General features: G+C 70.5%; 20 protein-coding genes and 1 tRNA gene. 8 read left to right on the forward strand and 13 right to left on the reverse strand.

Annotation, left to right across the window (positions count from 1 at the left end):
• Positions 1-10 precede the first annotated feature (10 nt).
• Positions 11-1,378, reverse strand: coding sequence for a hypothetical protein (locus RM812_RS05425; protein ID WP_311571239.1), 1,368 nt, complete (start codon positions 1,376-1,378; stop codon positions 11-13).
• Between the two features lie 211 nt (positions 1,379-1,589).
• Positions 1,590-1,718, reverse strand: a complete 129-nt coding sequence (locus RM812_RS05430) for a DLW-39 family protein (RefSeq protein WP_003999697.1) — start codon at positions 1,716-1,718, stop codon at positions 1,590-1,592.
• A 337-nt stretch (positions 1,719-2,055) separates the two neighbouring features.
• Here RM812_RS05430 and RM812_RS05435 point away from each other — a divergent pair, with 337 nt between their 5' ends.
• The 3 genes from RM812_RS05435 (at position 2,056) to RM812_RS05445 (ending at position 4,226) form a co-directional block, all read left to right on the forward strand.
• Complete coding sequence (locus RM812_RS05435) at positions 2,056-2,412, forward strand: DUF6344 domain-containing protein (protein WP_311571240.1); 357 nt, start codon at positions 2,056-2,058, stop codon at positions 2,410-2,412.
• Positions 2,413-2,637: 225 nt separating this feature from the next.
• On the forward strand, positions 2,638-3,426 hold the full coding sequence (locus RM812_RS05440) for a GntR family transcriptional regulator (RefSeq protein WP_311571241.1): 789 nt from the start codon (positions 2,638-2,640) through the stop codon (positions 3,424-3,426).
• Between the two features lie 8 nt (positions 3,427-3,434).
• The gene (locus RM812_RS05445; RefSeq protein WP_311571242.1) at positions 3,435-4,226 is read left to right on the forward strand and encodes a glycosyltransferase family 2 protein; all 792 of its coding nucleotides are present in this window, start codon (positions 3,435-3,437) and stop codon (positions 4,224-4,226) included.
• A 679-nt stretch (positions 4,227-4,905) separates the two neighbouring features.
• On the opposite strand, the gene RM812_RS05450 is transcribed toward RM812_RS05445, so the two are convergent.
• Both RM812_RS05450 and RM812_RS05455 read right to left on the reverse strand, forming a co-directional pair.
• Positions 4,906-5,829, reverse strand: a complete 924-nt coding sequence (locus RM812_RS05450) for an FkbM family methyltransferase (protein WP_311571243.1) — start codon at positions 5,827-5,829, stop codon at positions 4,906-4,908.
• A gap of 44 nt (positions 5,830-5,873) precedes the next feature.
• Positions 5,874-6,068, reverse strand: a complete 195-nt coding sequence (locus RM812_RS05455; protein WP_311571244.1) for a ferredoxin — start codon at positions 6,066-6,068, stop codon at positions 5,874-5,876.
• Between the two features lie 205 nt (positions 6,069-6,273).
• On the opposite strand from RM812_RS05455, the gene RM812_RS05460 reads away from it, so the two are divergent.
• Both RM812_RS05460 and RM812_RS05465 read left to right on the forward strand, forming a co-directional pair.
• A complete protein-coding gene (locus tag RM812_RS05460; protein ID WP_311571245.1) occupies positions 6,274-6,816 on the forward strand; it encodes a hypothetical protein in 543 nt (180 codons plus the stop codon).
• 343 nt (positions 6,817-7,159) lie between these two features.
• Positions 7,160-11,179 (forward strand): nSTAND1 domain-containing NTPase, encoded by a 4,020-nt coding sequence (locus RM812_RS05465; RefSeq protein WP_311571246.1) that lies wholly within the window; start codon positions 7,160-7,162, stop codon positions 11,177-11,179.
• Positions 11,180-11,419: 240 nt separating this feature from the next.
• Here RM812_RS05465 and RM812_RS05470 read toward each other — a convergent pair.
• The 9 genes from RM812_RS05470 to dnaA all read right to left on the reverse strand — a co-directional run bounded on the left by RM812_RS05470 (position 11,420) and on the right by dnaA (position 24,315).
• Positions 11,420-11,496: transfer RNA gene (locus RM812_RS05470), tRNA-Ile, on the reverse strand.
• Positions 11,497-11,594: 98 nt separating this feature from the next.
• A complete protein-coding gene (locus RM812_RS05475) occupies positions 11,595-12,323 on the reverse strand; it encodes a DUF3566 domain-containing protein (protein WP_311571247.1) in 729 nt (242 codons plus the stop codon).
• An 18-nt stretch (positions 12,324-12,341) separates the two neighbouring features.
• The gene (gene gyrA, locus RM812_RS05480; protein ID WP_311571248.1) at positions 12,342-14,936 is read right to left on the reverse strand and encodes a DNA gyrase subunit A; all 2,595 of its coding nucleotides are present in this window, start codon (positions 14,934-14,936) and stop codon (positions 12,342-12,344) included.
• A gap of 42 nt (positions 14,937-14,978) precedes the next feature.
• Positions 14,979-17,039: a DNA topoisomerase (ATP-hydrolyzing) subunit B gene (gene gyrB / locus RM812_RS05485; protein ID WP_311571249.1), complete on the reverse strand. Its 2,061-nt coding sequence runs from the start codon at positions 17,037-17,039 to the stop codon at positions 14,979-14,981.
• 423 nt (positions 17,040-17,462) lie between these two features.
• The gene (locus tag RM812_RS05490) at positions 17,463-18,044 is read right to left on the reverse strand and encodes a DUF721 domain-containing protein (RefSeq protein ID WP_311571250.1); all 582 of its coding nucleotides are present in this window, start codon (positions 18,042-18,044) and stop codon (positions 17,463-17,465) included.
• Entirely contained in the window at positions 18,041-19,162 is a 1,122-nt protein-coding gene (gene recF, locus RM812_RS05495) for a DNA replication/repair protein RecF (protein WP_311571251.1), read from the reverse strand. Before recF ends, RM812_RS05490 begins: the two co-directional genes overlap by 4 nt.
• Positions 19,163-19,198: 36 nt before the next feature.
• Positions 19,199-20,074 (reverse strand): phosphogluconate dehydrogenase (NAD(+)-dependent, decarboxylating), encoded by an 876-nt coding sequence (gnd, locus tag RM812_RS05500; protein ID WP_311571252.1) that lies wholly within the window; start codon positions 20,072-20,074, stop codon positions 19,199-19,201.
• A 197-nt stretch (positions 20,075-20,271) separates the two neighbouring features.
• Entirely contained in the window at positions 20,272-21,402 is a 1,131-nt protein-coding gene (dnaN, locus tag RM812_RS05505) for a DNA polymerase III subunit beta (protein WP_311571253.1), read from the reverse strand.
• A gap of 1,032 nt (positions 21,403-22,434) precedes the next feature.
• Positions 22,435-24,315 carry a chromosomal replication initiator protein DnaA gene (gene dnaA / locus RM812_RS05510; protein ID WP_311571254.1) on the reverse strand — a complete coding sequence of 627 codons (1,881 nt, stop codon included), beginning with the start codon at positions 24,313-24,315 and terminating at the stop codon, positions 22,435-22,437.
• 376 nt (positions 24,316-24,691) lie between these two features.
• Between dnaA and rpmH the strand changes: the two genes are divergently transcribed.
• The 3 genes from rpmH to yidD are packed head-to-tail and all read left to right on the forward strand — an operon-like array spanning position 24,692 to position 25,593.
• Positions 24,692-24,829 (forward strand): 50S ribosomal protein L34, encoded by a 138-nt coding sequence (rpmH, locus tag RM812_RS05515; protein WP_003956500.1) that lies wholly within the window; start codon positions 24,692-24,694, stop codon positions 24,827-24,829.
• A 21-nt stretch (positions 24,830-24,850) separates the two neighbouring features.
• Positions 24,851-25,222 carry a ribonuclease P protein component gene (gene rnpA / locus RM812_RS05520; protein WP_217142150.1) on the forward strand — a complete coding sequence of 124 codons (372 nt, stop codon included), beginning with the start codon at positions 24,851-24,853 and terminating at the stop codon, positions 25,220-25,222.
• On the forward strand, positions 25,219-25,593 hold the full coding sequence (gene yidD, locus RM812_RS05525) for a membrane protein insertion efficiency factor YidD (RefSeq protein WP_311571255.1): 375 nt from the start codon (positions 25,219-25,221) through the stop codon (positions 25,591-25,593). Before rnpA ends, yidD begins: the two co-directional genes overlap by 4 nt.
• Positions 25,594-25,595 lie beyond the last annotated feature (2 nt).

Consider the following 25,595-nt stretch of genomic DNA (forward strand, 5'->3'; position numbering starts at 1 on the left):
GGAACCAGGACTAGAAGGCCCTGTCGCCCCTGCGCCGGGCCACCGCCGTCCACACGCCCAGGCCCACGAGCAGCAGGCTGCCGGTGCCGATCCCGCCCACGGCGACCGCCTTCATGGCGAGGTCGCCGCCGGCTGCTTCCCCCTGCGGCGCGGTCGCCCGGTCCGGTGCCGAGACCTCGAAGAGGCCCTTGGGCACGGACTCCCCCGCGTACTCCGGGCCGGCCTCGGCCGCTCCGGTGAGCCGCACGCGCAGCGTCAGTGCGAAGGGGCCCTCACCGAAGGCGTCGGCCACCTGTGCCGCGAGATGCACGACGAGGTAGTGGTCACCGGCGAACCGCATCCCGCTGACCTGCGTGTCGGCGGTGTACCGGTTGCGATGGGCCACCGGCGGCAGGGGAGCGAGGCCGACCGTGGTCCGGCGGCCGGTGTAGCCCTTGGCGGCGGCGTCGACCTCGCCGCGCACGGGGTTGTGGAGCGCGATGCGCAGGGCGCCGGTGGCGTAGCCGGAGGCGGCGCCGGAGCCGTCGAGTTCGGCGGTCGCGTGCAGTCGGCGGCCCCAGTCGACGGGGACCTTGTAGAAGAGGGTCTGTCCCGGCCGGATGTCTCCGCGCCAGGCTCCTTGGCCGACGGCGGTGGCGTCGGCGAATCCGCTGCCGCCGGGGCGGTGCTCCGGTTCGCCGGTGAGGGGTTCGGGTGAGGCCGAGTCCCATGACTCGGGTGCGGTGGTCGCGCCGGTCTCTCGCGGGTGCGGCTCGGTGGCGGTGGTGAGTTCCAGGTCCCAGGGCCGCGGCGGGGAGTCCTGGGGCCGGGACCGCTCGACGGTGACGTAGTAGGTGCCGGGCTCCTGGCAGCGTTTTCTGCCGGAAGCGGTCTCGTGCTGGACCCAGGCGGTGAGCGGGCGGGGGCTGTGCGCGGCGCCGAAGGCCGCGCTGTCCAGGGAGCAGGTTCCGCCGTCGTCGTCCCGCAGGCTCACCCGGATGCCGTCGACCGCGGTGACCTCGCCGTCCGTGCCGGGTACGGCGGTGACGGAGACGTAGGTGTCGGAGGCGGCGTCGAGTTCCATGCGGTAGTGGACGGTGCCGCTCCGGGGCAGGGAGCTGCGGTAGGTGGTGCCGGGTTTCAGCGGTGCGGCGCCCGCGGTGCCGTTCGCGCCCTCGATCCGCTGGGCGCCCTCGGCGAAGGTGTAGCCCCCGGCCGGCCCGGCCGCGAGGGCCGCACCGCCGGGAACGGCGGCGGTCGAGATCAGTACGGCGGTCACGACGGCCAGTCGCAGTGACGTCCCGCGCACGGGCGTGGGCCGTACGGGCGTCGGCACCGACGCCCGTGGGCGGTCACCCCCTGATCCGGCACGCCGTCGAGCCGTACACCACCGTCCCATCACCCGCCACCCCTCGCGCTCGCGCTCACCGGCGCTGTCGCCACCGTCGACACGTGGCCGACGCGTCGCCGGCCCCGTCACCCGGCCGGACCGTGGCCCATCCTGCCGCGCAGGTCCGTGCTCTCGCGCCCCCCCGGCACGGGATCCGGGCAACACAAAACCCCGACCGTATGACGGTCGGGGTCTGCTCAGGACCGGTTGTCGGTCGTCCTCACGAACCCGTGGGCACGGAGTCGGTCGCCTCCGTCCACAGATCCTGCTCGGCGCGATCCGCCTGGATCTGGCGGTACACGAGGAGCCCGCCGATGGCGGCCAGTGCGACCAGGAGAAGCTTCTTCACCGCGCGACCTCGTCTTTCCTTGACGTAGGGGACCTCTGGCGCCCGACTATACACACCGGCCGATATCGATCGGTGACCTGCGTCGGCGGCCAACTGCCGGTCCTCGGAGCCCACTCGAAGTGGACCGAGCTGTTCCGATCGGAGGGTGATCACACCTCCACGGACGGTGACTTTGTCCACCTCCCTCCCGTCTGCGCACCTTTTCGCCCCCCTTGCCGCCATCCGGGTGGTGTTCATCTGAACAACGACGCGCCACGGGCGTCGGTCCACCACTTCGCGGCCCTCATACACATCATGAGGAAAGTACGCAAATCGCCCAACCCGAAAGTGAGGGGCCATGGCCCGGAACAAGGTCCTCAGCCTGTGGACCACCATCGTCACCGCCTTCTTCGCGCTGTGCGCGGCGCTCGGACTCGTCTCGGCGACCGCCTCCGCGGCCGTTCCGCAGACCGAGACGCCCAGCAGCACGGAGTGCGCCACCCAGGAAGCGTCGCCCGCGACGGCCTCCTGGTCCTGGTCACGTTCCGGTTCACTGCCCCCCACGATGAAACAGCGCATCCACGCCGAGGCCCACGGCACGGCTCCCAGTTGCCGCCTGTGCCCGGTCGCCGACCCCGCCGCCGCGACATCCGAACCCCCGTGCGACGACACCACCGAGCCCCCGGACCAGCACTCCACCCCTCTCCAGCGCTGAGCGGACCCGGCGTCCGGCCACCACCAGCCGCGCCTGCCGCCCGACCCCGACGTCACGGCGATCCGCGTACCGCACCACACGCCAGAAACAGCCCGGCCGCTCGACAGAGCAGCCGGGCTGCCGCCGTGCAGGACCGCAGGGCCCACTCCACAAGACCTCTTTTGGAGTTGTAGGCTCTAATCGGATCCACCACCCCCACGACGGCCCGGAAACCGGTGAGTGCCAGTGCCGAAGGCATACGAAGTGATCGCGGACGACCTTCGCCGCTCGATCCGCGAGGGTGAGCGCAAGCCCGGCGACCGATTGCCGTCGGAAGCGGAACTCGCCCACCACTACGGGCGCAGCGTGCCGACGGTTCAGAACGCGCTGCGGCTGCTGAGCGACGAGGGCCTGATCGACAAGCAGCACGGCCGCGGCAACTTCGTGCGGCGCCCCCGCACACCCGCGGTCCGGGACAACAGCCGGCACCAGTGGGAGAAGGACCGGGCGCGCCGGCCGCACGCCACGCGGGCCGAGACCGGCGCCACCGAGCACGACACCGGCCTCCACGTCGACGACCTGGTCTTCCACGCGACGTACCGCGAGATCGGGGCGCCCCCCGAGCTGGCGGAGGCCCTCGGCGTCCCCGAGGGCACCACGCTCCTCCAACGCGACTACCGGACGCGGTACTCGGCCGAGGCCGCCCCCTTCAACCTCGTGACCTCCTATCTCGTCCGAGACATGATCGCCGCGAACCCGGATCTCCTGGACGAGACCAAGGAACCGTGGCCGGGCGGCACGCAGAACCAGCTCTACACCGTGGGAATCGAGCTGGACCGCGTAGAGGAACGGTTCACCGCTCGCCCGCCGACACCCGAGGAAGCCGCGGCGCTGGACCTGCCGCCGGGCACGTCGGTGATCCTGCTGCGCAAGACCTCGTACGACGTCGACGACCGCGTGGTGGACGTCTCCGACGTCACGCTTCCCGGCGACCGCACGGAGCTCCGCTTCACCACGCGTCTGGAAAGGTGGTGAGTGCCGCCGTGAACCGGCGCATCGTCATCGTCACGGCCGTCCACGGCCCCTCGGCCCCCTTGCTGCCGGAGGCCTACGCGTCCTTGTGCGAGCAGGAGTTGCCCGACGGCTGGGAGTGGCGCTGGGTGATCCAGGAGGACGGGCGGACCGACGACGTCCGGCCGTACGTGCCCGACGACCGGCGCGTCGTCTTCCGGCAGGGACGGCACGGACGGCAGGGCGGCCCCGGCGTGGCCCGCACGATCGCCCTGGCCCACGCGGACGGCGCGTACGTGAAGGTCCTGGACGCCGACGACAGGCTCCCGCCGGGAGCCCTGGCCCGCGACCTGGCCGCCCTCGAGGCCGACCCGACGATCGGGTGGGCGACGTCACGGGTCCTGGACCTGCTGCCCGACGGCTCGACGGCGGGCTTCCCGGGCGATCCGGATCACGGGCCGATCGAGCGCGGGGAAGTGCTCGCCTTCTGGAAGGCGAACGGCTTCCGTGCCCAGGTGCACCCGGCGACCCTCCTGGTGCGGCGCGATCTGCTGCTCGCCCTCGGCGGCTGGATGGCCCTGCCGGCCTCCGAGGACACCGGCCTGCTGCTGGCCCTCAACGCCGTGAGCCGGGGGTGGTTCTCCGAAGAGGTGGGCCTCCTCTACCGCAAGTGGGAGGGCCAGGTGACCGGCCAGGCCGCCCATGTGGACCCCGCCGAACGGGATGCCCGGATGGCGGTGGTGGAGGCCAGGGCGCGTGCGCTGGCGACCTCCGGATGGCACTGGCCGACCGACGCCGCCGCCGGCACAGGTCGACGCCCGTGAACCGGCCGGACCGACACCGGGGCCGGTGACCAGGCCGACCTTGGGCGGGCTCACCCGAGGTCGTCCGCCCCGACCAGAACGTACCGACGGGCCTCGACGACGGCGGTCGAGCGGGGGCCCTGCAACACGGGCGGGCCACGCGCGAGCCCGGGACACACGGGCGGCCACGCACGGGCCCTGGTCAAACGACTGGCGACCACGCGCGGGCCCTGGGCAGACGACGGCGGCCGTGCAGAGGCTCTGAAACACACGACGGCGGTCACACTGGGCCCTGCAACACGGGCGGACGCGCGCGGGCCGGGGACACACACGGGTCGGCCACGCGCAGGCCCGGCACACACACGGGCAGCCACGCGCAGGCCCGGCACACACACGGGCAGCCACGCGCAGGCCCTGGGCAGACGACGGCGGCCGTGCAGAGGCTCTGAACAGGCGCCGGCGGTCGCGCGGGCCCGGGACACCCGGGCAGTCGTCCGCGCGTCGCCCACGCCAGTCGCCCCGGCCAGTGCATCGCCCCGGGCGTGAACCGCACGGTCCAGGGGCAGCTCCTCAGCCCGTCCTCGGCATCCCCGGACGTGGCGTCCTGCCCGCGTCCGGGCCCGTACCGCGAGCTGCCCGGCGCCGCGGTGCCGGGTCCGGCCGGGACCCGCGGCCCTCCTCGCCGTAGGCCCGCGCCACGTCAGGGGAGCGTCTCCGCATCCACCCGGGAGAAGATCAGGTCGCACTCCTCGACCACGGCCTCCCGCCACCGGACCGGCACGCCGGGCTCACCGCGCAGCGCCCGCGGATAGCTGCCGGGCGCGTAGTCGTTGGGCAGCCGGTAGACGTGGAACCCGGCGTCGCGCATCACCGTCAGCAGATCGTCGACGCGGTCCCCGAGCCGCGCCATGCGCTCGGGCGCCACCTCGACACTGATCTCCGCGTCCGGCCGCAGGCTGCCCAGCATCGGCGCCATCCCCCGGACGACACTCCCTTCCGCCCCCTCGACATCGATCTTGATCACCCGGGCGTTGGCGATCTCCGCCGGCTCGAGCAGCTCCGGCAGCGGCCGGGCCTCGATGTCGAAAGTGGCTTCCGCCGGGCCGTCGTACGGGACGATGCTGTTCGCGCCCGTGTTGTGGGAGCTGGCGAGCACGAAGGTCAGGGTCTTGTGGCCGTCGGACACGGCGGCGTTGAGCGCGCGGATGTTGCGGCGGGCGTTGAGCCGTCCGTTGCCCACCAGGCGGCGATGGACGTCGGGCGAGGCCTCGATCGCCACGACCCGGCCCGCGTCACCGACGAGCTGCGAGGCGAGGACGCTGAGAACTCCGATGTTGGCCCCGACGTCCACGAAGCCGTCCCCCGGGCGCAGCCTGCGCCGCAGCCACCCGGACAGGTGCGGCTCCCACGCCCCGAACAGGTACAGGTACCGCTGGATGAGGTCCCGCGTGTCCACGGCGAACAGTCCGCCGAAGCGGGCCCGGACGACTCTGCGACGCGGGTGCTCACGCAGGTGGGGGTTGAGCCAGCGCTCGGCGAGCACCGCCTTCCCGAACGTGCCGGGGCCTCCTCGGACGTACCGGCTGCCGAGTGTGACCAGTGTTTCCCGCACGGGCGTGCTCATCCGATCCCTTCCAGCCTTCCACCGGCTCCCGCGCAACGGGGGCCTCAGTCCTCGTCCCTGACGGTGATCGCTGCGGAGGGGCACCCCTCGACCGCCTCGCGCACCCGCGGGGCGTCGACATCGTTCTCCCGGCCGGGTATCACGGCACCGAACCCGTCCACCACGGTGAAGACGGACGGGGCCCGGTGGACGCAGTCGCCGGATCCGTAGCACTGCTCGGGGTCGACGGAGATCCTCATGTGCGCACTCCCGCGTGGATGAGCACCGGCCCGCGAGCCGGTGAGCGGTCGGTGGAGGTGTGGGAACCACCACGACGTCCCTGCCCGCGGATCGACGCGCTGAATCCGCCCTGCGCGCTTGCCCGTTGACCTGGTGCTCGTAAGATCGTCCCGCATCTTCGGAAGTGGGGACTGGGGGACGGTTTTGGGCACCGGCGAGCAACTCGTGACCATCGCGGCCGTGCTGCTCGGCGCACTGACCACGCACGCCACGAACCACCTGATGGAGCGGAGCAGGAACCGCAACCAGTTGCTGACGCGGTGGGACGACAAGAAGGTCGACGCGTACGGGGAGTACGTGGACGCCGCGAAGATGAGGATCGCGTCCTCCGTCCGGCTGTACGAGGCCAGAGAGGGCCTGCGTGAGGACCACAGGCCCGAGGAGGACCTCCGCGAAGACCTGGCGGAGGCCGGCCGTCGCTGGGGTTCGGCCTTCGAGCGGGTCATGCTGCTCGGCGGTGACGACGCCGTCGAGGCCGGGCACGAACTGAACGTGCTGCTCGCCGAGATCGACTGGCAGGCGACCGGCCGCATCACCGGCAGCCTGGAGGAGTGGCGCGAGCGGCACCGGGCCGCGTTCCGGGCCATCAACACGTTCCACGAGGCCGCCCGGGCCGACCTCGGCATCCGGGGCAGCGTCACCGGCGAGAAGCACCCCGCGCGCGATCTGCTGGTCCCGCCCGCCCGTCGGCCCACCGCGAACGACTGACCGCCCCGGTCACCGCCGCCCACGCACGCACGCCGGCATGGTCCGCAGTGCCGGACAGGGTCGCGGAATGGCGGGGTCCGTGGCCGACGCGACGCGGCCGCCGCCACCGCTCGTGACACCATCGAAAGCTGACCGAGAACCTGCGGGCTCGTGGGCGGGTGGCAGGTCGCCGAGCCGCTGACCTGTCCAGGTGCCGGGCGGCCGACTCGCCTCTGTGTCGTGATCCTGCCATCCAGGACCGCCGAGGAGGAGGTTCCGGCGTCCGGACAAGGGCGTAGCCGCAGGTCAGGCATATAGAGTGAGTTTTCCGGTCCGGACGTCCAGGTGCGGGGGAAGCAAAGGAGTGGAGACCTTGAGTTTCGACTCAGGGGCACGCACGGCCTTCGCCGAACGTCTCGCGCTGCTGTACAAGGAGGCCGGCAACCCTCCCCTCAAACGGGTGTCCGAGGCCGTCGTCCGGCTGCAGCGGGTCGACGAACGGGAGCGGCCCGTACGGGTCTCCGCCCAGCGGATCAGCGACTGGCGCCGGGCCAAGAACGTACCCGCCCAGTTCCCCGCCCTCGCGGCGGTGCTGCACGTCCTGATCCCCCAGGCCCGGCGCGCGCGACCGGTACCCGTCTCCCCGGGCCTGTACGACATGGCGCAGTGGCAGCGCCTGTGGGAGCGGGCCGTCGCCGACCCGACCGGCGAGCGCCCCGCGCCACCCACCGCGGACGAACAGGGTCCTGCGACCGGGGCCCCGGCCACACCCGGCGGCATCTGCCCCTACCGCGGGCTGGCCGCCTACCGCCGGCAGGACGCCGACTGGTTCTTCGGGCGGGAACGGAGCACCGGCGCCCTCGTCGCCCAGCTCCGCGCGGCGCAGGACACGGGCGGGCTGGTCATGCTCGTGGGCGCCTCGGGAGCGGGGAAGTCGTCCCTGCTGAACGCCGGCCTGGTGCCCGTACTGCGCAAGGGCGCGCTGGACGAGGGGCCCGGCGCGCCGAGGGAGATAGTCCAGCTCGTACCGGGCAGCGATCCGCTCGCGGAGCTGATCCGCCGGATTCCCGAACTCACCCCCGCCGTCCGTGCCGCGAGGCGCCCGGCGGCGCAGGAGGCGGCCGGTGCCCCGGGCGTCACGCGGGCGGCCAGGGAGGCCGTCGGGAAGTGGGCCCGCGGCACGGTGTCGTCGCCCGCCCGTCCGGTCGTCATCGTGGACCAGTTCGAGGAACTCTTCACCCTCTGTTCCGACGAGGCGGACCGACACGCGTTCATCCAGCTCCTCCAGGCGGCCTGCACGCCCGGCGGCCCCGAGGAGCCGGCACCCGTGCTCGTGACGCTCGGCGTACGCGCCGACTTCTACGAGCAGTGCCTGCGGTATCCCGAACTGGCCGACGCGCTGCAGCACCGGCACATGGTGCTCGGGCCGCTGACCACCGCGGAGCTGCGTGAGGCGGTGACCGGCCCGGCGAAGGCCGTGGGCATGGAGCTCGAGCCGGGGCTGGCGGAGCTGATCGTCCGGGAGGTGGGCTCCGACGGCCCGCGGGGGGCGCACGACGCGGGTGTGCTGCCGCTTCTCTCCCACGCCCTGCTCGCCACCTGGCAGCGGCGCAAGGCCGGCCGGCTGACGCTGGCCGGCTACCGCGCGGCCGGCGGCATCCAGGGAGCGGTGGCGGCGACCGCCGAGCGCGCCTGGTCGGACCTCGACCCGGCGGCACGCACGGCCGCGCGGCTGCTCCTGCTCAGACTGGTCCGGCTGGGCGAGGACACCCGGGCCACCCGCAGGCGGGGCACGCGGCGCCGGCTGGCCGAGGAGTCGAGGGACCCCGACAAGACGGAGGAGTCACTCGAAGCGCTGGTCCGCGCCCGGCTGGTGACACTCGACGCGGACACCGTGGAGATCACCCACGAAGCGCTGCTGCACGCCTGGCCACGCCTGCGCGACTGGATCGACGAGGACCGGGGCGACCACCTGCTGCGCCAGCGGCTGGAGGAGGACGGCAGGGCCTGGGAGGAGTCGGACCGCGACTCCTCGCTCCTCTACCGGGGTTCCCGTCTGCAGCAGGCCCACAGCTGGGCGAAGTCGGCCGACGACACCTTCCTGACCCGCAGCGCGGTGGAGTTCCTGGCCGCCGCGGTCAGGCTGCGCAAGCGCACCGTCCTGATCAGTCGCGCCGCGGTGTCCGCGCTGCTGGTCCTGGCGATCGTGGCGGTCGGTTCGGCGGTGATCGCGTGGCAGCAGCGCAACGACGCGGTGTTCGAGCAGGTGGTCGCCGAGGCGGACCGCGTCCAGCCCACGGACCCCTCGCTGTCGGCCCAGCTCGACCTGGTGGCACACCGCCTGCGGCCGGACGACGAGGACGTGAGGAACCGGCTGATCTCCATCGTGAACGCTCCGCTGGCCACCCCGCTCCTCGGACACACGGGCGCCGTCTACCTCACCTCCTTCAGCCCGGACGGGCGGACCCTGGCGACGGCCAGCTACGACCGCACCGTCCGGCTGTGGGACGTGTCGGACCCGGCCCATCCAGAACCGCTCGGCAAGCCACTCACCGGTCACACGAGCTGGGTGAGCACCGCGGTGTTCAGCCCGGACGGCCGCACCCTGGCCAGCGCCTCGGACGACGGCACGATCCGGCTGTGGGACGTGAGCGACCCCGGCCGCCCGCGCCCGCTCGGTGCCCCGCTGCCCGGCCGCGGCGGCACGATCTACCTGCTCGCGTTCGCACCGGACGGACGCACCCTGGCCTCCGCCCACGACGACCACGCCGTCCGGCTGTGGAACGTGGCCGACCCGCAGCGGCCCGAGGCGCTCAGCACGCTCACGGGTGCCGGCGCCGCGGTGCGCTCGGTGGCGTTCGCCCCCGACGGACGGACCCTGGCGGCCGGCGGCGACGACGACACGATCAGACTGTGGAACGTGGCCGACCCGCACCGTCCCGAGCCGGTCGGCACGCCGCTGACCGGCCACACCGGCCTGGTGCACTCCGTGGCCTTCAGTCCCGACGGCCGCACCCTCGCCAGCGGCGGCGCGGACGACACCGTCCGGCTCTGGGACGTCGGCGACCCCCGCCACGCGACGCGGATCGGCTCACCGCTCACCGGCCACACCGGCCCCGTCTGGTCCGTGACCTTCAGCCCCGACGGAGACATGATCGCCGCGAGCAGCGCGGACAGCACGGCGAGCCTCTGGAACGTCAGCGACCCGGCCTACCCGTCGCAGGTCGGCGTCCCCCTCGCCGGGAGCAGCGGGGAGATGTACGCCCTCGGCTTCAGCCCGGACGGCCGCACCCTCGCCACCGGCAGCGGCGACAGCAAGGTACGTCTGTGGTCGATACCGACGTCGGACATGATCGGCCGCATCGGGGTGTTCAGCCCGGACGGGCACGTCCTGGCCACGGCGGCCCGCGACGGCAGGGTCCGGCTGTGGAACGTGACGGACCCCGCCCGGCCCGCGTCGCTGGGCGCACCGTTCCGGCCGGGACAGGGCGACGTGCGGTCAGTGGTGTTCTCCCCGGACGGCGACACGCTCGCGGTCCTGACGGGAAGCCGCGCGGTACAGCTGTGGGACGTCACCGACCCGACCCGGCCCGCCGCCCACGGCCCGCCCGTGGCGCTGCGGACGCGCTACGCGGGCCCCGGCGCACTGGCGTACAGCCCGGACGGGCACACGCTGGCCACGGCCCTCGACGACCGCACCATCCAACTGTGGAACACCGACGACCCCTCCCGCCTGCGTCCGCTCGGCGAACCGCTCACCGGGCACAGGGGATACGTCAACACCCTGGCCTTCAGCCCCGACGGCCGCACACTGGCCAGCGGCGGCGCGGACGACACCGTCCGGCTCTGGGACATCACCGACCCCCACCACGCCACCCCGCTCGGCGGGCCCCGCGAGGGCCACCTCGGGCCCGTCAACGCGCTGGCCTACAGCCCGGACGGCCACACGCTGGCCAGCGGCAGCGACGACGGGACGGTACGGCTCTGGGACGTCACCGGCGGGCACGGACCGGCCGAGCAGGTGCCCACCCTCGCCGGCCACACCGATTCGGTGGTGTCGCTGACGTTCAGCCACGACGGCGCCACCCTGGCGAGCGGCGCCAACGACAACACGGTGCGGCTCTGGGACGTCACCACCCCCGCCGAGGCCGCTCCCATCGGTCAGTCGATGAGCCCCAACGCCAAGACGGGCAACTTCCTGTCCTTCAGCCCCATCAGTCACATGCTCGGGGTGTCGAGCGGCACGGACACGGTCCGGCTGTGGAACCTGGACGTGGCCGACGCCATCGACCGTATCTGCTCGACCACCCGGGGCGTCCTGACCCGGGAGAAGTGGCACGAATACCTGTCGCGCCTCTCCTACGAGCCGCCGTGCGATCAGTGACCGCGCCCCTCCCGGCCGGGTGATACCGGTCACAGCCCGGGGGTGCGGTCGGCCGGTCGGCTCCCGCGAGGCGCGCGACCTTGTTAGCCTTGGCCACAGCCCGACCGCTGGCGCATCCCCCGTCGCCAGCGGTCGGGCGTTCTCGTCCGGTGCCGCCCGCGGACGCGGCCGTCGCAGACGTCCAAGGCCCGTCGCAGACGGCAAAGACCCCCAGTCGAATCCGACTGGGGGTCTTCTCGCTGGTGGGGCTAACAGGATTTGAACCTGTGGCCTCATCCTTATCAGGGATGCGCTCTAACCAACTGAGCTATAGCCCCGCCGCGCTGTGCGGTGTGTGTCCCGCGCGCTGACTCCTGAAGATTAGCGCACGAGAGGGGCAGTCCCAAAATCGGTGGGCACAGAGCGGCCGGAGCGCTCACTCGTCCTCGGCGAGCGTCAGCTCGACGCCGCCGACGAAGCCGGCGGAGAGGTTGTAGATGAACGCGCCGAGCGTGGCCAGGGCCGTCGCGAGGACGACGTCGATGACCGCGATGATCGTCGTGAACATCAGCACGTTGGGCAGCGACAGGAACGACTGCAGGTCGAAGCCGTTGGACTCGTTCGAACCGGTCGCCTCGGAGATCGTGCCGCCGACCGTCGAGAAGACGCCCATGGCGTCCATGACCATCCACAGCACGGCGGACGCGACGATCGTGCAGATGCCGAGCGCGATGGAGAGCAGGAAGCTGACCTTCATCACCGACCACGGGTCGGCCTTCGACACGCGCAGGCGTGCCTTGCGCACGCGGGGCGTGGTGCGCGCGCCGGTGCGCGGGCGGCGCACGGCGGCGGAGGCGTTGCCGCCCTTGGTCTGGTAGGCCTGCGGCGGGTGGTACGGCCCGCCGGGCTGCTGGGGCTGCCGTTCTCCCGGCAGCGGCGAGGCCGACTGCTGAGTCTGCTGGCCTCGGGTGTCCGTCACAGTTCCCCCCTGGGATCCATGCGTCTTGGACGAAGTCGCCGCGTGCGAATCGGCCGTGTCGTCGTCGATCCTGCGGAGTTGAGTCGTGTGCGAGTCCTTCGCACGCGCGGCGGAGCCACGGCCGCCGCCGTCCGTTTCCGTACCCGTGGAGGTACCGGCCGATCCGGCGCCCGTGGCTCCGCTCACGATGACTCTCTCCTCGTGCTACTCGGCCGAGGGCGCCTCGCCCTCGTCCGTGCCGGTGGTCGCGGCATCGTCGGCGGTCTCGTCGACGACCACATCGCCGTCGACCTCCTCCGCCTCGCGTCCCGCCTCGGCGTTGCGTGCGATGCCCACAACGGCATCGCGCTTGCCCAGATTGATCAGTTGGACGCCCATGGTGTCACGGCCCGTCTCCCTGACCTCGCTGACTCGCGTACGAATCACACCGCCCGAGAGCGTGATGGCGAGGATCTCGTCATGCTCCTCGACCACCAGCGCGCCCACGAGCGATCCCCGGTCCTCGACAATCTTGGCAGCCTTGATGCCGAGGCCGCCGCGGCCCTGGACGCGGTACTCGTCGACAGAGGTCCGCTTCGCGTACCCGCCGTCGGTGGCAGTGAACACGAACGTACCGGCTCGAACAACATTCATCGAGAGCAGCTGGTCCCCTTCGCGGAAACTCATGCCCTTGACGCCCGAGGTGGCACGGCCCATCGGCCGCAAGGTGTCGTCCGAGGCGGTGAACCTGATCGACTGTGCCTTCTTGCTGATCAACAGCAGATCGTCCTCGGCCGAGACGAGTTCGGCTCCGATCAGCTCGTCGTCGGAACCGTCCTCCTGCTCCCGCAGGTTGATGGCGATCACGCCGCCCGAGCGCGGGGAGTCGTAGTCCTTCAGCGGCGTCTTCTTCACCAGGCCGGCCTTGGTCGCCAGGACCAGGTAGGGCATCGCCTCGTAGTCGCGGATCGCGCGGATCTGGGCGATCGTCTCGTCCGGCTGGAAGGCCAGCAGGTTCGCCACGTGCTGACCGCGCGCATCCCGGCCGGCGTCCGGCAGCTCGTACGCCTTCGCCCGGTACACCCGCCCCTTGTTGGTGAAGAACAGCAGCCAGTGGTGCGTCGTGGACACGAAGAAGTGGTTGACGATGTCGTCTTCCTTGAGCTTCGTGCCGCGCACCCCCTTGCCGCCGCGCTTCTGGGCCCGGTAGTCGTCGGTCTTGGTGCGCTTGATGTAGCCGCCCCGAGTGACCGTGACGACGATGTCCTCCTCGGCGATCAGGTCCTCGATGGACATGTCGCCCTCGTACGGGATCAGCTTCGTCTTGCGGTCGTCGCCGTACTTCTCGACGAGTGCCGCGAGCTCCGAGCTGACGATCCCGCGCTGACGGACCGGCGAGGCGAGGATCTCGTTGTACTCGTTGATTTTCGCCTGGAGTTCGTCGTGCTCCTGGACGATCTTCTGGCGTTCCAGGGCCGCCAGGCGGCGCAGCTGCATCTCCAGGATCGCGTTGGCCTGGATCTCGTCGATCACCAGCAGGTCCATCAGGCCCCCGCGCGCGATCTCCACGGTGTCACTGCGCCGGATCAGCGCGATGACCTCGTCGATGGCGTCCAGGGCCTTGAGCAGGCCGCGCAGGATGTGGGCGCGCTCCTCGGCCTTGCGCAGGCGGAACTTCGTGCGCCGGACGATGACCTCGATCTGGTGGTTCACCCAGTGCCGGATGAACGCGTCCAGGGACAGGGTGCGCGGCACGCCGTCGACCAGGGCCAGCATGTTGGCGCCGAAGTTGGTCTGCAGGTCGGTGTGCTTGTAGAGGTTGTTCAGCACGACCTTGGCGACCGCGTCCCGCTTGAGCACGATGACCAGCCGCTGGCCGGTACGGGACGACGTCTCGTCACGGACGTCCGCGATGCCGCCGATCTTGCCGTCCTTCACCAGGTCGGCGATCTTCTGCGCGAGGTTGTCGGGGTTGGTCTGGTACGGCAGCTCCGTGACCACCAGGCACTGGCGGTTCTGGATCTCCTCGACCTCGACGACCGCGCGCATGGTGATCGAGCCGCGCCCGGTGCGGTAGGCCTCCTCGATGCCCCTGCGGCCCACCACCAGCGCGCCGGTCGGGAAGTCGGGGCCCTTGATGCGCTCGATGAGCGCGTCGAGCAGTTCCTCGTGCGAGGCCTCGTAGTTGTCCAGGTACCACTGGGCGCCGGCCGCGACCTCGCGCAGGTTGTGCGGCGGGATGTTGGTCGCCATGCCGACCGCGATACCGGCCGATCCGTTGATCAGCAGGTTCGGGAAGCGGGCGGGCAGGACGGTCGGCTCCTGGGAGCGGCCGTCGTAGTTGTCCGTGAAGTCGACGGTCTCCTCGTCGATGTCACGGACCATCTCCATCGACAGCGGCGCCATCTTGCACTCGGTGTACCGCATGGCCGCCGCCGGGTCGTTGCCCGGCGAGCCGAAGTTGCCGTTGGAGTCGACGAGCGGCATCCGCATCGACCACGGCTGGGCGAGGCGCACCAGGGCGTCGTAGATGGAGGAGTCGCCGTGCGGGTGGTAGTTGCCCATGACGTCGCCGACGACGCGGGCGCACTTGTAGAAGCCGCGCTCGGGGCGGTAGCCGCCGTCGTACATGGCGTACAGCACCCGGCGGTGGACGGGCTTGAGGCCGTCACGCACGTCGGGCAGCGCACGCGAGACGATGACGGACATCGCGTAGTCGAGGTACGAACGCTGCATCTCCGTCTCGAGCCCGACGGGCTCGACACGCATCGCCAGGGCTTCACCCTCGGGCGTCGTCACAGGAGTGTTCTCGTCGGTCATTGCTGGTGAAGGTCCTTCCTGGTGCGGTCAGCTGAGACCGACTCAGATGTCGAGGAAGCGGACGTCCTTGGCGTTGCGCTGGATGAACGCGCGCCGGGCCTCGACGTCCTCGCCCATCAGCACCGAGAACAGGTCGTCGGCCTGCGCGGCGTCGTCGAGCGTGACCTGGCCGAGCACGCGGTGCTCCTGGTCCATGGTCGTGATGCGCAACTCCTCGGCGTTCATCTCACCGAGACCCTTGAAGCGCTGCACGGAGTCCTCGCGGATGCGCTTGCCCGCGTTGCGGCCCATCTCGATCAGCGCGTCGCGCTCACGGTCGGAGTACGCGTACTCGAAGTCGTCCCGGCCCCACTTGATCTTGTAGAGCGGCGGACGGGAGAGGTACACGTGCCCGGCCTCGACCAGCGGCCGCATGAAACGGAACAGGAAGGTCAGCAGCAGGGTGTTGATGTGCTGGCCGTCGACGTCGGCGTCCGCCATCAGGATGATCTTGTGATAGCGGAGCTTCTCGATGTCGAAGTCCTCGTGCACACCCGTACCGAACGCGGAGATCATCGCCTGGATCTCCTGGTTCTGCAGGATCCGGTCGATGCGCGCCTTCTCGACGTTGAGGATCTTGCCGCGGATCGGGAGGATCGCCTGGTACTGCGGGTTCCGGCCGGACTTGGCCGAGCCGCCGGCGGAGTCGCCCTCGACGATGAAGATCTCGCACTTGATGGGGTCGTTCGACTGGCAGTCGGACAGCTTGCCCGGCAGCGACGCCGACTCCAGCAGACCCTTACGACGGGTCAGGTCGCGGGCCTTGCGGGCCGCCACGCGCGCGGTGGCCGCCTGGATGCCCTTGCGGATGATGTCCGCGGCCTCGTTCGGGTTGCGGTCGAGCCAGTCGGTCAGGTGCTCGTAGACGACCTTCTGGACGAAGGTCTTCACCTCGGTGTTGCCCAGCTTCGTCTTGGTCTGACCCTCGAACTGGGGCTCGCTCAGCTTCACCGAGATGATCGCGGTCAGACCCTCGCGGATGTCGTCACCCGTGAGGTTGTCGTCCTTCTCCCGCAGCAGCTTCTTGTCGCGCGCGTACTTGTTGATCAACGAGGTGAGCGCCGCGCGGAAGCCCTCTTCGTGCGTACCGCCCTCGTGCGTGTGGATGATGTTGGCGAAGGAGTACACGCCCTCGGTGTAGCCGCCGTTCCACTGCATCGCGACCTCGAGGGACAGGCTCTTGTCCTTGTCCTCGGCCTCGAGGTCGATCACCGTGGGGTGCACCAGGTCTCCCTTGCGGGAGTTGAGGTACTTCACGAAGTCGACGATGCCGCCCTCGTAGTGATACGAGACGGTCTTGACCTCGTGCTTCTCGTCCTCGCCCGCCTCGTCCGCGCCGGCCGTGGCCTTCGCCGACTCACGCTCGTCGGTGAGGTTGATCTTCAGGCCCTTGTTGAGGAAGGCCATCTCCTGGAAGCGCCGGGAGAGCGTCTCGAAGGAGTAGTCGGTGGTCTCGAAGATGTCACCGTCGGCCCAGAAGGTGACCGACGTACCGGTCTCCTCGGTGGCCTCGTGCCGGGCCAGCGGCGCAGTGGGGACGCCCAGCTTGTACTCCTGCGTCCAGCGGTAACCGTCGGTCCTGACCTCGACGGCGACCCGCGTGGAAAGGGCGTTGACCACGGAGACACCCACACCGTGCAGACCACCGGAGACCGCGTAGCCTCCGCCGCCGAACTTGCCGCCCGCGTGCAGCACGGTCAGCACGACCTCGACGGCGGGCTTGCCCTCGGAGGGGACGATGCCCACCGGGATGCCACGGCCGTTGTCCACGACCTGGACACCGCCGTCGGCGAGGATCGTGACGTCGATCGTGTCCGCGTGGCCGGCCAGCGCCTCGTCGACGGAGTTGTCCACGACCTCCTGCACCAGGTGGTGCAGACCGCGTTCACCGGTCGAGCCGATGTACATACCGGGTCGCTTGCGGACCGCGTCCAGACCCTCGAGGACGGTGATGGCACTGGCGTCGTACGAGGCGGGCGCCTCGCCGGTCGAGGTGCTCACCGCGTCGTTCACGCCGGTGTCGGTGGACGGGTTGTTCTCGTTGGGGTTGCCGGAATCGGCCACGAAGCGCCCTTTCTGGCACAGCACGAGCCGGGCTCGTCGGCGGGTTGCCGGAGCGGCTGCGGCATGTTGCGTTGGTAAGCCTTGATCAGCGTTGCTCAGCTTGTCCCGGACGGTCCCCACGTTCGGGGCGGGATTGTCTTCCATTCTACCGGTAGCACTGACACTGATGGGGGTTTGCCGGTACCTGAGTCCGCATGTGCCGCCCTGAACCAGGCTCGTCCGACTCCCGATATGCGGATGGGGGCCTCAAGAGGCTCACGACGGCACTCAGCGCTTCGGGGCGTCAACCCTTGGCTACTTGGGAGTCAGAACACGATTCGCAACCGTGTGCGGTGGTACGACGAAGAGGGCGCCACCGGTTCACACCGCCCCTCGACGCCCACACATGTGAGGTACATCACCCAGCCCTGACGGGGCGACAGATCACCCGTAAGTGTCGCCCGGACCCCGGCTGCCAGGAGCGCGCAACGGCCCGTAGCGACGGCCCGGACCACCCGGACCACCAGGCCCCTGCACCTTGATCACCCGCACCGAACCGTGCCCGAGATCCTCGTTGAGCCGCGCCACCAGCGTCGGCGCGAGCAACCGCAGATTCGTCGCCCAGGCCGTCGAGTCACAGCGCACCACCAGCACCCGCTCGTCCTCGTCGTAGCGCTCCGGCACACAGTGCTTGGCCACGTCCTCACCGACGATCTGCGGCCAACGCCCCATCACCCCGCCCACCGCGGCCGGCGTCTCCCAGCCACGCTCGGTGATCAACCGGTTGATCGCCGAACCGAGCGCCATGGGATCACGGCCATCGGCACGCGCACCCGAGCGCAGACCACCACGCCGCGCCTGCTTCCTCTGCTGCACCGCGTCCCCACGCGCCCGTGCCGCCTCCCGCGCCGCCCTGAGCGCCACCCGCGCGAGATCGACACCCGACGGCTCGGGCGCCTCGCCGCCGCGGCCCTCCCGACCCAGCTCACCGGAAGGCCTCTCGGGGACCGGCCCGTCCGCGCTCATGCGCGCTCCACCGTTCCCCCAGCCACCGCGTACCGCGCCCCGGCCAGCACAGGCGGAACATCGTCGTCGACCGCAGCCGTCACCAGCACCTGCTCACCGGGAGCCACCAACTCGGCCAACCGCTCCCGCCGACGCGCGTCCAGCTCGGCGAAGACGTCGTCAAGGACGAGCACGGGCTCGTTGCCCTCCGCCCTGAGAAGATCGAACGACGCCAGCCGCAACGCGAGCGCGTACGACCACGACTCACCGTGCGAGGCGTACCCCTTGGCGGGCAGCTGACCGAGTTTGAGAAGCAGATCGTCCCGGTGGGGCCCCACCAGGGTGACGCCCCGCTCGATCTCCTGCTTGCGCGCCTCGGCGAGCGCGGCCATCAGCTGCTCGTAGAGATCCTCACGCGTGTGCGCCTCACCGGGCGCCGACGACTTGTACTCCAGAGCGACCGGACCACCCCCCGGCGCCAGCTGCTCGTACGCCTTGTCGGCCAGCGGCTGCACCGCCCCGATCAGATCCAGCCGCTGAGCGAGCAGCTCGGCACCCGCACGCGCCAGATGCTGGTCCCAGACATCGAGCGTGGACAGGTCCATCGTGCGGCCCCCGTGCCGACGGGCGAGCGCCGCCGACTTCAACAGCGTGTTGCGCTGCCGGAGCACCCGGTCGTAGTCGGACCGCACCCCCGCCATGCGCGGCGAACGCGCGGTGATCAGCTCGTCCAGGAAACGACGCCGCTCACCAGGGTCGCCCTTGACCAGCGCCAGATCCTCGGGCGCGAACAGGACAGTGCGCACGATGCCGAGCACGTCACGCGGTCTGACCTGCGAGGACCTGTTGATACGGGCGCGGTTGGCGCGCCCCGGGTTCAGCTCCAGCTCAACCAGCTGCTGCCGCTCCCCCTGCCTGACCTGCGCCCGGATCACCGCACGCTCGGCGCCCATACGAACCAGGGGCGCGTCGGAGGAGACCCGGTGGCTGCCGAGGGTGGCGAGGTAACCGACCGCCTCGACGAGATTCGTCTTCCCCTGCCCGTTCGGACCGACGAAGGCGGTGACGCCCGGGTCCAGCGGAACCTCGACCCGGGCGTACGAGCGGAAGTCGGCCAGCGACAGATGCGTGACGTGCATGGTCGTGCGCCGACCTCCCAACCTTCAGGGTGTTGCTTACTTCTTCTCGACCGCGTGGCCACCGAACTGGTTGCGCAGCGCGGCGATCATCTTCATCTGCGGCGAGTCGTCCTGCCGGGACGCGAACCGCGCGAACAGCGACGCCGTGATCGCCGGCAGCGGCACCGCGTTGTCGATCGCGGCCTCCACAGTCCAGCGTCCCTCACCGGAGTCCTGTGCGTAACCGCGCAGCTCGTCCAGGTGCTCGTCCTCGTCGAGCGCGTTGACGGCCAGGTCCAGCAGCCAGGAGCGGATGACCGTGCCCTCCTGCCAGGACCGGAAGACCTCGCGGACGTTCTCCACGGAGTCGACCTTCTCCAGCAGCTCCCAGCCCTCGGCGTAGGCCTGCATCATCGCGTACTCGATGCCGTTGTGGACCATCTTCGCGAAGTGACCCGCGCCCACCTTGCCGGCGTGCACGGCACCGAAGTCGCCCTCCGGCTTGAGGGCGTCGAAGACCGGCTGCACCTTGGCGACGTTCTCCGCGTCACCGCCGTACATCAGCGCATAGCCGTTCTCCAGGCCCCACACGCCACCGGAGACGCCGCAGTCGACGAACCCTATGCCCTTGGCGGCCAGCTCCTCGGCGTGCTTCTCGTCGTCCGTCCAGCGGGAGTTCCCGCCGTCCACGACGACGTCACCGGGCTCCAGCAGCTCGCCGAGCCGGTCGACGGTGGCCTGGGTGGCCTCACCGGCCGGGACCATGACCCAGACCACGCGCGGGGCGCTGAGCTTGCCCACAAGCTCTTCCAGGCTGTGGACATCGGCGAGGTCCGGATTGCGGTCGTATCCGACGACGGTGTGGCCCGCGCGGCGGATCCGCTCGCGCATGTTGCCGCCCATCTTGCCGAGGCCGACGAGACCGAGCTCCATCAGTTGCGTTCCTTAGGTGTGCGAGGGGGCGGGACGGCACCTCCGTACCCGCCGGATGCGTGCCGCGGCACTTTCGTACCCACGCCGAGCCTAAACCCGGACGGCCGTGCACAGCTGTGGGCATACGCGCTCAGACGTACGCCCTCACCTGCGGGTTTGCCCTCACCCTGTGGACAACCGACGACGGAGCCGACAGCTCAGCCGCTCAGCCGCACCGGCATGATCAGGTACTTGTAGGCCTCGTCGGCCTCGGCGTCCACCGCGGGCCTGCCGCTGAGCAGCGCCGGCTTCGTGGACGTCGTGAAAGACAGCTGGGCCACCGGCGAGTCGATCGCGCTCAGGCCGTCCAGCAGGAACGTCGGGTTGAAGGCGATCGAGATGTCGTCGCCCTCCAACTGCGCGTCCACCCTTTCCACAGCCTGTGCGTCGTCGCTGGAACCGGCCTCCAGGATCAGCACACCCTGCTCGAAGCTGAGCCGCACCGGGGTGTTGCGCTCGGCGACCAGGGCCACGCGCTTGACGGCCTCCACGAAGGGGGCGGTCTCGATCACGGCGACGCTGTTGAACTCCGTCGGGAACAGCGTCTTGTACTTCGGAAGGTCACCTTCCAGCAGACGCGTCGTCGTCCGGCGGCCCGCCCCCTCGAAGCCGATCAGGCCCTCGCCCGCACCCGAGCCGGACAGCGCCAGGATCACCTGGTCGCCGCTGGTCAGCGCCTTGGCGGTGTCCTGGAGCGTCTTCGCGGGCACCAGGGCGACCGCGGAGACCTCCGGGTTCTCCGGCTTCCACAGGAACTCGCGGACCGCGAAGCGGTAGCGGTCGGTGGAGGCCAGCGTCACCGAGTCGCCCTCGATCTCGATGCGCACACCGGTGAGGACGGGCAGCGTGTCGTCGCGGCCCGCGGCGATGGCGACCTGCTGAACGGCCGCGGCGAAGACCTCGCCCGGGACCGTGCCCGTCGCCTCCGGCATCTGCGGCAGGGCCGGGTACTCCTCCACCGGCAGGGTGTGGAGGGTGAACCGCGAGGAGCCGCAGACCACCGTCGCCCGTACACCGTCTGTGGAAATCTCCACCGGCCGGTTGGGGAGGGCGCGGGAGATGTCGGCGAGCAGACGGCCGGAGACGAGGACCGTGCCCTCCTCCTCGACCTCCGCCTCGACCGACACCCGTGCGGAGACCTCGTAGTCGAAGCTGGACAGGCTCAGCTGCCCCTCCTCGGCCTTCAGCAGCAGGCCCGCGAGGACCGGCGCCGGCGGACGGGCCGGAAGGCTGCGAGCCGCCCAGGCCACTGCCTCCGCGAGTACGTCGCGTTCCACCCGGATCTTCACTGTTGCCGCCTCCTGCTGTTGCCGGCGCTTCTCGCCCTGCCTGGCCTTCGTCGTCTGAGTCGGTGTCGTCGGTCCCCGTGAGGGGCAGAACACCGGGGACCAGTCTGACGCACCCCACTGACAGTAGGTGCCGTTCGGGGTCAAGTCGCGACGAGGGGCGGTCGGGCTCGAGAGGGCGAGTTGTGCACAGGACCCGCTTCGAAACGGATTCCGCACTCTCTCTAGTCGGGAGTAGTAGTAGGGCCTGTGGATACCGTGGATAACCGCGTTTGCCCAGGTCAGCGCAGGAATTTTGTCCACGGGGCCTGTGGGCGGAGCCGGTGGACAACCCGGCCCTTCTGTGGAGAACAGAAAGTTCTGCACACTCCGTGCACAGGGAGAGGCGACTTCTCCCCAGAGCCGTCCCCAGGTTTACCCATGTTTCCCACAGGCCAACCAGGCACCTCGATGTGACGCCTTTCACTCGAGGCGGTGAGCAGCCGCGTCGTGTTGCCGAACAGTGGACAGACATGTGGAGAAGCGGGGGATCACTGGGGACAACCGGCTCCAGCCTGTGGGTTACCCGTGGACAACTCGGTGCACAGTCTGCGGAGCACCTGGTTGTCCACAGGCTGTGGAGAACGTTCGTCCACGAATCCACAAGGGGCTGACCTGCCTTGATGGTTCCTCGACACTCTGGCCTGTGGACAGGATTGGGACAACTTCCCAGTCCCCAAGGTGTGGAAGGAAAAAAGTCGCCGAATCTGTGGAGAGTGGCCGTAACCCGGCAGGTATTCGAACAGCAGGTGACCGGGCGGGGGCGGGGCGAGGACCGGGCAGGGAAGTCCCCCCGGCGCCGAGGAGGCGGCCCCAGGGGCGCGGTGGGATGCCCGGGGGTGAGGGGAAGACGCCCCCCCCCGGGGGCGCAGGAAGACGTCTTCCGGGCGCGGGGAGACGTCCTCTGGGCGCGCGGAGCGGAGGGTCCCCAGGGCACGGAAAAGGCGCCCCGGGTCTCTCCGGGGCGCCTCGTGCGGTGGCTGTCGGCGGTCGTCGTCAGCCGTTCTTGATGCGGTTGGTCAGCTCGGTCACCTGGTTGTAGATGGAGCGCCGCTCGGCCATCAGGTTGCGGATCTTGCGGTCGGCGTGCATCACCGTGGTGTGGTCGCGGCCACCGAACAGCGCGCCGATCTTCGGCAGGGAGAGGTCGGTCAGCTCGCGGCACAGGTACATGGCGATCTGCCGGGCGGTGACGAGCTGCCGACCGCGTGAGCTGCCGCACAGGTCCTCGACCGTGAGGCCGAAGTAGTCGGCGGTCGCGCCCATGATGGCCGTCGAGGTGATCTCCGGCGTCGAGTCCTCCCCGCCGGGGATCAGGTCCTTCAGGACGATCTCCGTCAGGCCCAGGTCGACCGGCTGCCGGTTGAGGGACGCGAACGCCGTCACCCGGATCAGCGCGCCCTCCAGCTCACGGATGTTGCGCGAGATGCGGGAGGCGATGAACTCCAGCACCTCCGGCGGGGCGTTGAGCTGCTCCTGTACGGCCTTCTTGCGCAGGATGGCGATGCGGGTCTCCAGCTCGGGGGGCTGGACGTCGGTGATCAGGCCCCACTCGAAACGGTTCCGCAGCCGGTCCTCCAGCGTGACCAGCTGCTTGGGCGGCCGGTCGGAGGAGAGGACGATCTGCTTGTTGGCGTTGTGGAGGGTGTTGAAGGTGTGGAAGAACTCCTCCTGCGTCGACTCCTTGTCCGCCAGGAACTGGATGTCGTCGACGAGCAGGATGTCCATCTCGCGGTAGCGCTTGCGGAAGCTGTCGCCCTTGCCGTCGCGGATGGAGTTGATGAACTCGTTGGTGAACTCCTCCGAGCTCACGTACCGCACGCGCGTGCCGGGGTAGAGGCTGCGGGCGTAGTGCCCGATGGCGTGCAGGAGGTGCGTCTTGCCGAGTCCCGACTCCCCGTAGATGAAGAGCGGGTTGTAGGCCTTGGCGGGTGCTTCGGCGACGGCGACGGCCGCCGCGTGGGCGAAGCGGTTGGAGGCGCCGATGACGAAGGTGTCGAAGAGGTACTTGGGGTTCAGGCGTGCGGTCGGCTCGCCCGGTCCGGGGGCCGGTGCGGGCTGTGCGGCCAGGGGGCCGGGTGCGCCGGTGGCGGGGCCGGGGCCGACGGGGCCGCCGCGGTGGACGTGTCCGGAGCCGGAGGGCGGCTCGGGCAGGTCGCGGCGGGGGGTGCGCTGGTCGTAGTCGTTGCGGGACTGGTCGTAGTCCCCGCGCGGCTGGTCGTAGTCGGCGCGCTGGGAGTCGTAGGGCGGGCGCTCCGGTGACTGCGGCCGGTAGTCCTGCGGGTACGCGTCCTGGGAGGGCGGGCCGTACGAGTCCTGGGGCGGGGACGCGTAGGGGTCCCGTTCGGGGAAGCCGAGGCGCTGCTGCTGCCAGCCGTAGTCGTCCTGCTGCGCCGGGCGGGGCCAGGAGCCCGGCTCGGGGCGCTGGTACTCCTGCGGGTAGGCGGGGCGTGCGGTGGGGAACTGGTCGGCGCGGTGGCGGCCGTATCCCTCGTAGTCGTCGCGGCCGCCCTGGCCCTGGCCCTGGCCGGGGGCGGGGAGCTCGGGCTCCTCGTAGCGGGGCTGGGGCCGGGAGGGGGGTGCCGGGGCGGTGGGTTCGCCGGCGGTGTCGTCGACGGTGATCGCGATACGGATCGGGCGGCCGCATTCGCGGCTCAGCGTCTCGCTGACGACCGGGGCGAGGCGGCCCTCCAGTACGTTCTTCGCGAATTCGTTCGGTACGGCGAGCAGGGCCGTGTCGGCGACCAGCGCGAGGGGCTGGCAGCGGCGGATCCAGTGCTCGTCCTTCGACTCGACGCCCTGCCCACGGCCTTCTCCGAGCAGTTGCTCCAGTACGCGTGGCCACACTGCGGCAAGATCGGCAGGTACGTCAGCCACAGGGCACGCTCTCTCACGAGTCCCTCGAATGTGTGATTCGGGGACGGGTCGGGGTGAAACTCGGGTGGGGCAGGGATAAGGGAACGAATCGAGTCAAGCCACGGTAGTCAGCGCGACCGGTAGGGTTCAAGTCGTTGTCCCCAGCCTGTGGACAAGTGTCTCCCGGTCACCGCTGGTTTGACCGAATGGCGCAGTCCCACGTACCGTAACCAGGTCGAGTTGTCGATGGCTGCTGCCGCCTGCCTCCGATGGGCACAGGTCACGTCCAAGGTGATCGAAAAAGCGGTGCACTCGGGCGTAACGCGAGCTACTCGTGGGCGCACGGTGACAGCCAAGACGGCACCCCGCCAACCCCGATTCTTTCTGGAGCCCCCGAGTGAGCAAGCGCACCTTCCAGCCGAACAACCGTCGTCGCGCGAAGACCCACGGCTTCCGGCTGCGTATGCGCACCCGTGCCGGCCGCGCGATTCTCGCGTCCCGCCGCAGCAAGGGTCGCGCCCGTCTGTCCGCCTGATCACGGTCAGGTCATGACATCGTGCTGCCCACCGAGAACCGGCTGAGGCGGCGCGAGGATTTCGCGACCGCGGTACGACGAGGCCGCCGGGCCGGCCGCCCGGCCCTCGTCGTCCACCTTCGAAGCGGTGCCACGGACCCGCACGCGCCTGGGGAGAGCGCTCCCCCGACACGTGCGGGTTTCGTCGTGAGCAAAGCCGTGGGTGGTGCGGTGGTGCGCACCAAGGTGAAGCGCAGGCTTCGCCATCTGATGCGCGACCGGATCGACCTGTTTCCCCCCGGTAGCCTGGTAGTCGTACGAGCGCTGGCCGGTGCGGGTGACGCCGACCATGCACAGCTGGCCCGAGACCTGGACGCCGCTCTTGAGCGGCTGCTGGGAGGGGGTGCGCGATGAAGTACCCGCTGCTGGCTCTGATCAAGTTGTACCAGTGGACGATCAGTCCTTTGCTGGGGCCGGTGTGCAAGTACTACCCGTCGTGTTCCCACTACGGGTACACGGCCATCGACCGGCACGGTGCCCTCAAGGGCACGGCGCTCACCGCCTGGCGCATCCTGCGGTGCAATCCGTGGTCGCTGGGCGGTGTGGACCATGTTCCGCCGCGCAAGCGTCCGCGGTGGCACGAAATGCTGCGTGACGCCTGGCGTGCACGCAAGGGCGGGCCCTCCGCCGCCGAACCGGCCACCGAGCGACAGGCTTCTCCCACGAGTCCGTCCCGTCCCTCGAGCCCGGCCGCAGAGACCCCGCCCCATGCCCAAGGAGCATGATT

The sequence above is a fragment of the Streptomyces lancefieldiae genome, from assembly GCF_031845825.1.
Classification (GTDB): Bacteria; Actinomycetota; Actinomycetes; order Streptomycetales; family Streptomycetaceae; genus Streptomyces; species Streptomyces lancefieldiae.